The 11,495-nt window shown below is 61.4% G+C and carries 12 protein-coding genes; 8 read left to right on the top strand and 4 right to left on the bottom strand.

Annotation, left to right across the window (positions count from 1 at the left end; translation table 11 throughout):
- The coding region (locus H0V34_02830; protein ID MBA2490672.1) for a diphosphate--fructose-6-phosphate 1-phosphotransferase at nucleotides 1-178 on the bottom strand (178 nt) is incomplete at its 3' end.
- Between the two features lie 161 nt (nucleotides 179-339).
- On the opposite strand from H0V34_02830, the gene adk reads away from it, so the two are divergent.
- The 4 genes from adk to H0V34_02810 all read left to right on the top strand — a co-directional run bounded on the left by adk (nucleotide 340) and on the right by H0V34_02810 (nucleotide 3,364).
- Nucleotides 340-993, top strand: coding sequence for an adenylate kinase (gene adk, locus H0V34_02825; GenBank protein ID MBA2490671.1), 654 nt, complete (start codon nucleotides 340-342; stop codon nucleotides 991-993).
- A gap of 75 nt (nucleotides 994-1,068) precedes the next feature.
- Nucleotides 1,069-1,434 (top strand): DUF3301 domain-containing protein, encoded by a 366-nt coding sequence (locus H0V34_02820; GenBank protein MBA2490670.1) that lies wholly within the window; start codon nucleotides 1,069-1,071, stop codon nucleotides 1,432-1,434.
- 26 nt (nucleotides 1,435-1,460) lie between these two features.
- Entirely contained in the window at nucleotides 1,461-2,726 is a 1,266-nt protein-coding gene (locus H0V34_02815) for an MFS transporter (GenBank protein ID MBA2490669.1), read from the top strand.
- Nucleotides 2,727-2,923: 197 nt separating this feature from the next.
- A complete protein-coding gene (locus H0V34_02810; GenBank protein ID MBA2490668.1) occupies nucleotides 2,924-3,364 on the top strand; it encodes a PilZ domain-containing protein in 441 nt (146 codons plus the stop codon).
- An 86-nt stretch (nucleotides 3,365-3,450) separates the two neighbouring features.
- Here the strand turns inward: H0V34_02810 and H0V34_02805 are convergent, their stop codons facing one another.
- Entirely contained in the window at nucleotides 3,451-3,861 is a 411-nt protein-coding gene (locus H0V34_02805) for a DUF4168 domain-containing protein (GenBank protein ID MBA2490667.1), read from the bottom strand.
- Nucleotides 3,862-4,009: 148 nt separating this feature from the next.
- On the opposite strand from H0V34_02805, the gene H0V34_02800 reads away from it, so the two are divergent.
- Together H0V34_02800 and H0V34_02795 are read left to right on the top strand one after the other, a co-directional pair.
- Nucleotides 4,010-4,906 (top strand): fumarylacetoacetate hydrolase family protein, encoded by an 897-nt coding sequence (locus H0V34_02800; protein MBA2490666.1) that lies wholly within the window; start codon nucleotides 4,010-4,012, stop codon nucleotides 4,904-4,906.
- Nucleotides 4,907-4,943: 37 nt separating this feature from the next.
- The gene (locus tag H0V34_02795; protein ID MBA2490665.1) at nucleotides 4,944-5,747 is read left to right on the top strand and encodes a zinc-dependent peptidase; all 804 of its coding nucleotides are present in this window, start codon (nucleotides 4,944-4,946) and stop codon (nucleotides 5,745-5,747) included.
- 17 nt (nucleotides 5,748-5,764) lie between these two features.
- Here H0V34_02795 and H0V34_02790 read toward each other — a convergent pair whose 3' ends face one another.
- A complete protein-coding gene (locus H0V34_02790) occupies nucleotides 5,765-7,339 on the bottom strand; it encodes a glutamate--cysteine ligase (GenBank protein ID MBA2490664.1) in 1,575 nt (524 codons plus the stop codon).
- Nucleotides 7,340-7,406: 67 nt separating this feature from the next.
- On the opposite strand from H0V34_02790, the gene H0V34_02785 reads away from it, so the two are divergent.
- On the top strand, nucleotides 7,407-7,856 hold the full coding sequence (locus tag H0V34_02785) for a hypothetical protein (protein MBA2490663.1): 450 nt from the start codon (nucleotides 7,407-7,409) through the stop codon (nucleotides 7,854-7,856).
- Nucleotides 7,857-7,911: 55 nt separating this feature from the next.
- On the opposite strand, the gene H0V34_02780 is transcribed toward H0V34_02785, so the two are convergent.
- A complete protein-coding gene (locus H0V34_02780) occupies nucleotides 7,912-9,126 on the bottom strand; it encodes a PHA-depolymerase-like protein (protein ID MBA2490662.1) in 1,215 nt (404 codons plus the stop codon).
- A gap of 145 nt (nucleotides 9,127-9,271) precedes the next feature.
- On the opposite strand from H0V34_02780, the gene H0V34_02775 reads away from it, so the two are divergent.
- The coding region (locus H0V34_02775) for a heme peroxidase (GenBank protein MBA2490661.1) at nucleotides 9,272-11,495 on the top strand (2,224 nt) is incomplete at its 3' end.

The raw sequence follows: 11,495 nt of genomic DNA, 5'->3' as shown, positions 1-11,495 counted from the left end.
CCCGGCTGGTGTCGATCAGGTCTTCGGTGAGCGCGCCGATAATGCCGTCGCGCCCGGCGTACACCTTGCCGATTCGATCCTTGTGCTGGCGCGCGGTCTCGATCAATCCACAGGCCGACGCATTGATTACCGCGGTGACGCCGCCGGACTGCGCGTAGAAAGCATTTTTTTTGGGCATTATCGTTCCCCTTATATTTCCGTTGTTTATCCCCGTTGGGCAGGCAGTATACGACGCGTGATTGCGCTGTCATCTTTGGATTGCCGACAGTAGACCCTGTGGCGTCGCGAGCTAGTGTGGCAAAATCGCCAGCCAAATTGAATTCCACGGAGTTACTCGAAATGCGCATCATACTGCTTGGCGGTCCCGGTGCCGGTAAAGGCACGCAGGCGAATTACATCAAAGAGCGTTACGACATCCCACAGATATCGACCGGCGACATGTTACGCGCCGCCGTCAAGGCGGGCACGCCACTGGGTCAGGAGGCCAAAAAAGTGATGGATAAGGGCCGGCTGGTATCCGACGATATTATTCTGGGGTTGGTCAAGGAGCGCATCGCAGAGCCGGATTGCGCGAACGGTTTTCTGTTCGACGGCTTCCCGCGCAACCTCGCGCAGGCGCGTGCGATGGAAGACGAGGACATTCATGTCGATTACGTGCTGGAGATCGGTGTGGATGACCAGGAGATCATCAAGCGACTGAGCGGCCGCCGCGTGCATCCCGGCTCGGGGCGCGTTTACCACGTACAGTTCAACCCGCCGAAGACGGAAGGCAAGGACGACTTGACCGGCGAGGATCTCATCCAGCGCGACGACGACAAGGAAGAAACGGTGCGCAAGCGCCTGGAGGTTTACCATGAGCAGACCGAGCCGCTGGTCGAACATTATTCAAATCTATCAGCGTCGGGGGCGCCCAATGCGCCGCGTTATGCGCGCGTTGAAGGGACTGGCAAGGTCGAGGAAATCCGCGACCGCCTGTTCGCCGTGCTGGAGTGAGAGCCCGTTCAACACCCGTGACCCATGCCAGTTCGGGCGTCAAAAATCGCGTCGCCGCCGCATGAAACCCGCGTCGTGGACGTTTTGTCACTGCTGGCGCTGATCGGTGGTCTGGTCTGGTTGTGGTGGGACAGCGCCAGGGCGCGCGAACAAACAGTGCTGCGCTGCCAGCGACTCTGCAACGAATTGAACGTACAGCTTCTGGATCAGACCGCGGGGCTGGTGCGACTCTCACTGGGCCGCGGCCTGGCCGGCCACGTGCAGTTAAGGCGCCGGTACGGTTTCGAATACAGCATCGATGGCACCGATCGCTGGCGAGGCACCGCGACATTGCTCGGGCAACACGTCGAGGGCATCCATCTGGACCATCCGGATGGCCCCATCATCGTCAGCAACGGTATTGTCAAAAGCGGCGCTACACCCGACGATCAATATCGCTAGTGCGAATTCAAGCCACGACCTGAATCGTGTTTTTAGTTTCAATCTCCACCTTGTTGCTCGGCATCGGTATCGTCCTGCTGGGCGCCGGCATGCTGGGAACTCTGCTCGGCATGCGCGCGAGTCTTTCGGGCTTCGGGCCTTTAAGCGCCGGCCTCATCATGTCAGGCTACTTCGTCGGCTACATCATCGGCACCTACCAGTGTCCCGTGCTCATCCGGCGGTTCCGGCACATCCGCGTGTACGCCTCCATGGCCGCGCTGGGTTCGATTACCGCATTGCTGCATGGCTTGTTCGTCAATCCCTGGATCTGGGGCGGATTGCGCGTGCTTTCGGGCATCTGCATGGTCGGCCTTTATATGGTAATCGAGAGCTGGCTCAACGAGCAGTCGCCGACCCACCTGCGCGGCAAGGTGTTTGCCGTTTACATGACGGTGACGCTGATGGCGATGGCGATCGGCCAGTTCCTGATTCTTGCCGGCGACATCAACTCGCTGAACCTGTTCGCCCTGGCTTCCATGCTGTTCTCGCTGGGGCTGGTGCCGATCACCTTCACGCGCGTGCGCGAGCCAGTGTCCGTGCCTCGCGCGCACTTAGGGTTGGGACATCTGCACGACGTGGCGCCGCTGGCGGTGGCGGGCGCGTTTACCGCCGGCATCTGCGCCAGCGCGTTGCTCGGCATGGGTCCCATCTTCGCGCAGCGGGTCGGGCTGTCCACGGCGGCGACCGCGTTGTTCATGAGTATCATCATACTGGGCGGCGCGGTGTTGCAGTACCCGGTGGGACATCTCTCCGATACTCGCGACCGGCGCAAGATCCTTGCCGGCACTAGCTTCGCGGCCGCACTGAGCGCCTTGGTGATTTATGTCGCCATTCACTACCTGCCGGTCGCGGCGTACGCCGGCGGGTTCGTCTACGGGGGATTGCTGTTTTCAATCTACTCGCTGTCGGCGGCGCACATGAACGATCACCTGCAGCGCGAGGACGTGCTGGAGGCGACTGGCGGTCTGCTGCTCGTGTATGGCGTCGGCGCGGCGCTGGGCCCGGCGCTGGCCGGCCTGTTCATGGACACTTTCCGGCCCGGGACGCTGCTGTTTTTCTTTTCGGCGGCGCTCGCCATTCTCGGCTGCTATGTGGTATATCTGATACGCCGCGACGACGATATCCCCACCGAAGCCCAGGAGCCGTTCGTCCCCATGACGCGCACCACGCCCGCGGCCCTGGAGATGTACCCGCGCACCGAGGCGCAGCCGGAACTGGGCGAAGTACCGGCCAGCGCGGCGGGATCGAAATGAATTTCCGCGGGATCAGCCACGCAGGGTGGGTAAAGCCCGCCGCCCCGTTCGCCAACCTCTGCGCAAGCTTGTGGGCGTATCCACCGACCGCATTGTACTATTCGCATCATCCGTGGTGCGCACCCTGCCGGGTCAGCTGATGCTGTTCAAAATCGGTCCAGACGATTTCCGCGTTTACCGTTAAACTAGGAGCGGTGATGTCCGAACTAAATCATCGTGCCTATATCAGGCATCCAGCCGACATCCCGATCGAAATCGCGCTCATGGCGCGCGACCGGAAGCATCGGCAGCGCGTGCGCGATATCAGCTTCGGCGGACTGCGCTGCGGGTTCAGCGCTTACGTTAAACCCGGCACGCTGATCCGTCTGAATATCCGCCTGGTCGATCCGCCCTTCGATGCCCGGGCCAGGGTGATCTGGTGTCACTCGTGTGTAAGCGGTTTTGATCTGGGCGTTGAGTTTATGGACGCCGAAGACGCATTCCGCGCGCGCATGGTGGAGCAGGTTTGCCACATCGAGCAATACAGGCGCTGGGCGAAGGATAGCGAAGGACGTGAACTGAACGCGGAGGAAGCCGCCAGGGAGTGGATAAGCAGGTACGCCGCGGATTTCCCAGACCCTCCCGATCGGGGCGAATGACTGTTCCAGCTCAGGGCGGAAGCGCTATGCGCGCAATGACGTCACTTCCCTGTGTGCCACGTTTATTGGTCGGGCAATGATTGCGGTCAAGGCCGGCTATTTGACTTTTCGGTTATTTTTTCTATTGCCCGCTGCCGCAACTCCGGATCCTGCTGCACCGCCATGCCGACCTGCTGGTATTTCTGCACCGAGAGGTCTTCACTCTCAATTGCGTCGACCAGTTCTCCGTTCATTTTCTCCTGAATTGTTTCGATGTCATCCAGCGTCTTGGCGCCATCGACTTCCGACTTGTACTTCTCCTGGATTTCCTGCGCCTTGACATTCACGTTGGCGAATTTTTCCAGATGTTGGTCGGAGACGTCGGCCGGGTTCATGGCTTCCGGCTGCATCGACGGCATTTGCTGGGGGGATTGATTCTGCGCGTATACCGAGGACATCGCGCCCAAACCCAGCATTAAGGCGAGCAGGCTGCGAGTAGCAAACAATTTGAGTAACATCACTTTCTCCGTTAATTTGTGAAAATTGAATGCGCCGAGATGCAAGTCATGCGCCAGGCGATTCGACTGCGCTGAGCGTCCGCAGGTAGCGTTGCCCGGCAATTTCAGGTTCGGAGCTTTAGATGGATTTCCCCGCGAGAGTTCGATTATGCGTTTAGTCACGTTTGCCGATAACCACCAGCTGCGCCTTGCCGTGCAGACAGGCGACCAGCTCGTCGTCCCGTCGCAGATAGATGGATGGCCAGCCGACATCGATTCCATGCAGGCGCTGATCGATGGCGGCGCGGAGTTAATGGCCGAACTCAGGCGTTGCGTTATGGACCCTCCGATTGCTGCGTGTCGGCCACTTGAACTCTCGCAGTTGCTGGCGCCCATCCCGCGACCGCGCCGCAATCTCATTTGCCTGGGCTGGAATTATGCGGATCACGCGCAGGAATCCGCGGCGGCGTTCCAACGCAAATACAAGCTCCCGGAGCATCCGGTCGTCTTCACCAAGGCGATGACCAGCGTCACCGGCCCCTATACCGATATTCCTTTCGAGCCCCATATCTCCAGCCAGATCGACTGGGAAGTTGAACTGGCTGTCGTGATTGGACAGCCTGGGCGCGGCATCGCGCCGGAAGACGCTCTGCGACATGTGTTCGGTTATACCATCGTCAACGACATCTCCGCGCGGGACATGCAGTCGCGGCACAAACAGTTTTTTCTGGGCAAGAGCCTGGACGCGAGTTCGCCGGTCGGCCCCTGCATCGTTACCGCCGACGAGATTCCCGATCCCCAGCGACTGGGCTTGCGCAGCTGGGTCAACGGCGCGCTCAAGCAGGAATCGAACACCGAAAATCACATTCTCAACGTGGCGACCACGATTGCTATCGTGTCGCGCGGGATGCGGCTGGAGCCGGGCGACATCATCGCGACCGGCACGCCCAGTGGCGTGGGCTTCGCGCGCAAGCCGCCTGAATTTCTTGGGGACGGCGACGTGGTCGAATGTGAAGTCGAAGGTATCGGCCGGCTGAAAAACAAAATGGTTACGCGCGCTTCCTAAGAAATAGGCGCGCGCGACACCGCCGCATGGGTGCTCGCTGATGTGGAGTTATCGGCGCTGGCGCCGCCGGCGGATCGTCTCGGCATCGACCATCCCGGCGACTACCTGGCGGGCCGCGATCACGCGGCTGCCGCTGCTGCGCTGGCTTTCGAGCATCGAATCGAACAGTCTGCGCGAGCTCGCTATCCTGTTTGTGCACGAAAAGTCATTCAGCGGCGCCGGTAACCTTTACATCACCGAGCACATGCGGCTGACCATCGCCATGCAGGCGTGTCTGCCAATCCTGAATCTGGGCCTTGAATGGTATCGCGGCTGGGTGTCGATCATCGTCTACGCACACGATTTCACGCCCATGCACGCTTACGTTGACGAAGCCGGCGTGGTGCACACTGAGCGCGGCGCGCTGAGTGGCGAGGCCTGGCTGAGTGGCCCGGTGGTGCTGGCCTGGCCGCGCATCGAACGGGGGGAGTCCCACGGTTACAACCTCGTTATCCACGAGTTCGCGCATAAGCTCGATATGCGCAATGGTGTTGCGAATGGTATGCCACCGTTACACCGTAACATGGACATCGCGGCCTGGACGCGGGATTTTTCGCTGGCGTTCGAAGATTTCCGGAGCAGGGTAGATACAGGAGCCGCGGCCCAGCGAATCGATACTTATGGAGCCGAATCGCCGGAGGAATTTTTCGCCGTTACCAGCGAACTGTTTTTCGAAGCGCCGGAAATCATCGTGGAAATTTATCCGGCGGTATACCGCCAACTGCGTGACTTTTATCGACAGGATCCGATGGCGCGGCGCGCTGGCTTGAGCACGGTCGCAGGCGCGCCGATCCAGCACTGAGCCGTGCTTTTTTTGCTTTAAGCCTGCGCGAAGTACCGACGCAGATACTCATCGAACGGTATGTCGTCCGCGGCCTCGATCTCACGCTGTTCGCGTAACGAGTGCCGGGCCGCCGTCTCGAACCGGCGTTCGCGATCCTCAGTTAAGCTCTGTGCGTCGAAGTAATTTTTGTGTTCCAGCGACTTTGCAATGGCGTAGTGAAAAAACCCTTCGCCGGCCGCGCGCATCTCGTTAAGCATGCGCGCCGAGGGTGTGCGCGCAGGGTCCCGGACTGTTTCCCGCGCCGTAGATAGCGCGCTTCGATAGCACTGCGCGCGGTGGCCGGCGTCCAGGGTCTCGGCGATTCCCGCCATTGCTTCGATGAGTTCCGCGGCCCAAGCGGTCAGACTCAACGATTTACCGTGGCGTTGCAGGGTGAGCTGAGGGTCGCGACCGCGCCGCGCGGCGGCGCCCTGATTGGCGTCGATCTCACAGGCCTCAGCGGCGTCAATGCGCGGGCTGTCGTGCAGCACGCAAAACAGCATGCAGATTTCCACAAAGCGAAGTTGATCCTCGCTCAGGCCCAGTGGATCGAAGGCGTTGATGTCCAGCGAGCGCAATTCGATGTATTCGATGCCGCGGCGTTTGAGCGCGAGACTCGGTTTCTCGTTGCCTCGCAGCACCACCTTGGGTCGCACGGAGCTGTAATACTCGGCCTCGATCTGCAGAAGGTTGGTATTGAGCTGGCGATATTCGCCATCCACCAGCACGCCGATCGGCTCATACGCCGCACACGACGTCTCCGTGGCGCGCGCCAGGCTCTGTGCGTAAGCGTCGAGATTATCGTAGCTGGCCTTCGCGCCACACGCGGCCTCCTTGGTGTTCTGGTAGCCGATGTCGCTCATGCGCAGCGACGTACCGTAAGGCTCGAAATAGGTGTTGACGTCGAACTCGGGCATGCTGGATGGCAACCCGTGCATAAACGACTTGCAAACCGCCGGTGAGGCGCCGAAGAGATACGGAATCAGCCAGCCGAAGCGCTGGAGATTGCGCGTCATGCCCATGTATTTATCGGAGATGAATTCGGCGAGCGGGCGGCGATCGCCTTCGTGCTCCTGGAACACCGGCCAGAACGTGGCGGGCAGCGAGTAATTCACGTGCGCGCCGGCGATCACCTGCATCGCGCGACCGTAGCGATGGCCCAGCCCGCGCCGATAAACGCTCTTCATGGTGCCGGCGTTCGATTCGCCGTAATAGGCGATCGGAATGCTGGTCTCGCCGGCGACCACGCAGGGCATACTGGTGGACCACAGCAACTCGGGCCCAAGATTCGCGTAGACGAACTTCTGCGCGTCGCGCAGGAAATCCAGACAGTCGCGCACGTCGCCGAACGGCGGCGTAATCAGCTCGGTCAGCGCCTCGGAGTAATCGGTAGTGATATACGGATTTGTGAGCGCGGCGCCCAGCGCCGGCGGGTGCGGCGTCTGCGCGATATTGCCCTCAGGCGTCACGCGCAGGCATTCTTTTTCGAGCCCGATTCCGCCCCCGGTCAACAGGCTCTGCCGACCGGAATTGTAAAGCCTGCTCAGGCGCCGCTCGGCAGTGCGATACACGATGATGGTTTCCTTCGACCGGATGGAAGAATTTGATGCTGGTTATGGGCTCTAAGGTAATATGTCCTTGAATGCAGAACCAGTGGCGTCCGCTCGGCAGGGCGCAGCCCGCACAATACGCGCGCGGCCCAGGCAGGCAAGCGACCATCCCGCGCCAACCGGCAAATTCCTGCCCGCGCACAATGACGCTTTCGCCGCGCAGGCTGATCGATATCTGCGATGCCGGACCTGCGGTTACGCCATCACCCGCGACCGCGACCGCATCCTCGTGTGCGATTCTCACGAGCATCGCTGCACCAATCCCCACGGCATCGAGTACCGCATCGGCTGCTTTCGTGAAGCGCCTGGTGTGATGGAGACCGGAGCGGAGACCCTGGAATATACATGGTTCGCGGGCTACCGCTGGCGAATCGCGCTGTGTGGCGGTTGCAGTGAGCATCTGGGCTGGGGCTTTCGCGGTCAGAGTGGTGATCGCTTTTTTGGCTTGACTCTGGCGCGGCTGACCGTCGCTTACTGAGGACCCATTGATGGCCTCTCGATGGTCGATGCGGAAATGCAGTATAAAGTAGTCTTCACGGGCAGGCGGACGCAACCTCGAATGCGCCCGGCTTAACCTGCTTCAGGGTTACCCTCGCCGACTCCAGCCAGCCCAGATAATCGTTACTGCCGCTGGCATAATAAAAGTCCCACAGCCACCAGTAAACTTGACTATAGGCGCGCCCGGCTGCGACGTGCGCGGCGATGCTGTCCGCGCCACAGTAGCCCGACCGCGGTTCGCCGGCAACGCGACCGATCATGGCTCTGACCGCCGCCATCTGCAGACCGCTTCTGGTAGCGTAATTCCACTCCACGCCGCCATCGGTATAGCCCCACCAGTCCCAGCACTGATTGACCGCGGTCGATTCGGTTTGCGGATACAGCACCACCACATCATTGGCCTCCGCCCACTCGTTGTAGCCCGCGTGGCGCGCATATTCGTCGCCGATTACGTTCCGGTTCTGGCGGCAACCGTGAAAGGCGACGTGCAGCCTGCAACCCGCGTCCCCGCTTTCGCAATCGCTCGGCACGTAGACGAAGCCTTCGGCACCCAGACTGTCCGTCCCCGAGAAGGGCGACTGATCGAAGGTCTTCAGGTGCGCGGGCGGCGCCTCGACCGGCGGTTTCAATTCGCCGTAGATATGTTTCAACAGCGCCCCCGCCGCGTCGAAATCGCAGTCGTTGATGTACGCGCCGCCTTCAAAGCCGCAAGGCTTGCCGTAGTCGTCCGTGATCATCGCGTGCTGCGCGTCGGGAATCTGATTGCGCAGATAAACAATATTCCCGGCATCCACAAAGGATTCGTAAAAGGCGCGCAGGCGGTCCACCACCGGCGTCGCCACGACATCATCCGCGCCGCCGGTAAACAGCCATACGCGATCGCCGGCCATGCCCGCGGTGGAGTCGATGCGACCGGCGTCGGACAGCTCTTCGGTTAGATCCTGAAAGTATTCGCCCGGCGGCAGCAATGACACCCCGCTGTTCAGGCAGCGCGTGGTCGCATAAAGGACATTCCCTTCCGCGCAAAAATAAGGCCCCGCGGCCAAGACCCCCGCCCCCATGACGGATGCGGAAAAAGCTACGTGCATCTGCACGGCCATGTAACCGCCCGAGGACAAGCCGGAAACCGAAATCTGGTCGGGATCGACGTTGTAAGTCTTAAGCGCTTGCGCGGCGTGGGCCGTTGAAACGCTGAGCGCCGCGAGGGTCAATAACAAAGCCCGTCCAGCGATGAAGCAGTAGTCCATCATTTCTAGGTATGTCTCCCCGACGCGCGTAGTAAGAGAAGTTGCGGCGGCTCTCGTCCGTCACAGTGTTCCTTCAATCCGGTAGTCCGAACTTCCCGCGTAATACCGCCGCGCGGCAAGTTGTCGAAGGCTTTAATCTTCGCACAAGATGCTGCATACGCCGAAACTTCGACTATACTCACCTTGCGCTAATAGCATCAGAATAGACGCGGCGTGGAGGATCGCACGGCAAACGGGTCCAGACCCGGCAGGTGATGTTATTCGTAGTGGCACGGCCCCCGATCTGAACCTGCGCTACACCGGCGCGGAGCATGTCGTCCTCGGCGGCACCGACGGCAACAACACCCTCACCGCCAGCGAGGGCGACGACACCGTCTCGGGCGATGGAGGCAACGACCGTATCGAGGGCGGGGCCGGTAACGACATACTCATCGGCGGGCTGGGCGGCGACATCATCACCGACATCTTCGGCGACGACAACATCAAGGGCGAAGGCGGCAACGACGTCATCAGCGCCGGCGCGGGCATCGACCTGATCCTGGCTGGCGCCGACGACGACTTCGTGGTCGCGGGCCGCGATCCGAAAGAAACGTTTGGCGGCGGCGGCAATGACTTCATCATCGCCGGCGACGACTCCGATATCGTGTTCGGCGGCGAAGGCGACGACTGGATCGAAGGCGGCAATGGCGCTGATCTGCTGCAAGCCGACAATGACGCCCCGTTCCAGGATAGCCTTATCGTCGGCAACGACGTCATCATCGGCGACGGCGGTAACGACGACTACGACTCCGAAACCGGCGACGACATCATGGTCGCGGGTCCGGGCATCGAGCGCAACGAAGGTATGCTGGGCTTCGACTGGGTCACCCATAAGGGCGATCCGCAAGCGGCCGATGCGGACATGTTCTTTACTGGCCTGTTGCCACCGGATGTCGATGCGATTCGTGACCGGTTCGACCTGGTCGAGGGCTTATCGGGCTGGAATTTCTCCGACATCTTACGCGGCGATGACGAGAACAACGTGGTCAACGGCGTGGTCGGTAACGAGTTGACCGCAGCCAACATCCCGCTCATCGACGGGCTGCAGGACGTACTCGGCGCGGGTGTGACCGGCTACGACAGCGGCAACATCATCCTGAGTGGCGACGGCGGCGACCTCATCGAGGGGCGCGGCGGCGACGATATCATCGACGGAGACAAGTGGCTGAACGTCCGGCAGGAAGCAACCGATATCAACGGCGCCGTAATCAGCGCGGACAGCATGACCGGCCTTCAGGCGCGGGCGTTCGCTGGGCAGATCAACCCGGGCAGCATCAGTATCGTGCGTGAGATACTGACCGCGGACGGAACCGGCGATACCGACACGGCGGCGTTCTCGGGTGTGCGGGCGAACTACACCATCGCCGCCGGGGCCACTGCCGGCACGTTCATCGTCACGGATAACGTCGGCGCCGACGGCACCGACACCATTCGGAACATCGAACGGGTGCAGTTCTCCGATGAGGCCGTCGTACTCGACAGTAACGGCAATAACGCTCCGGTGGGTCAGCCTACGGTCAGCGACACCACACCAGCCGAAAACCAGTTGCTGACGGCTTCGGCCGCCGGCGTCACCGATGCGGACAACCCGGGTGGGGTGATTCCCGCCGGCGCCATAAGCTTCGCGTGGCAGGTGGAGCAGACGCCTGGCAGCGGTACCTTTACCGATATCGTGGGGGCGACGGACGCGAGCTTCCAGCCTGGGGACGGGCAGGTCGGTCTGGCGTTACGTGTCAGGATGAATTACACGGACGCCAATGGTGTGGTCGAGACGGCGTTTTCCACGCCGACCGCGGCGGTCGCCAATCTCAACGATGCGCCAACCGGCGTGCCGACGATCAGCGATGCTACGCCGACCGAAGGCCAGGCTTTGACGGCCTCGACGGCGGATATCGCCGACGCGGACGGCACGACGGGCGCGGTCTTCACGTTCCAGTGGCAGCGGGCTAGCGGTTTGACTTTCGTCGCCATCGCTGGCGCGACGGCCGCGACCTACACCCCTGTTCAGGCGGATGTCGGTCTGCCGGTGCGCGTGGTGGTGACCTACACCGACGACCAGGGCACGACCGAAACGGTGACTTCGGCGGCGACTGGCAACGTGGGCGATCTCATCACGGGAACCAATGGCGCTAACGCACTAACGGGCACCGCGTTCGATGACGCCCTTGTGGGTCTCGGCGGCAATGACACGCTCAACGGCGGCCTGGGCGCCGATGTGATGGATGGTGGCGAAGGCAACGATACCTACGTCGTCGACAACACCGGCGACATAGTCAATGAGGCTGCCGGTGGGCGCACCGACACGGTGCAGACGACCTTGCCGAGCTACACCC

It is taken from the genome of Gammaproteobacteria bacterium (assembly GCA_013696315.1).
In the GTDB taxonomy this organism is placed as follows: Bacteria; Pseudomonadota; Gammaproteobacteria; order JACCYU01; family JACCYU01; genus JACCYU01.
This window is presented reverse-complemented; position numbering and strand designations above follow the sequence as displayed.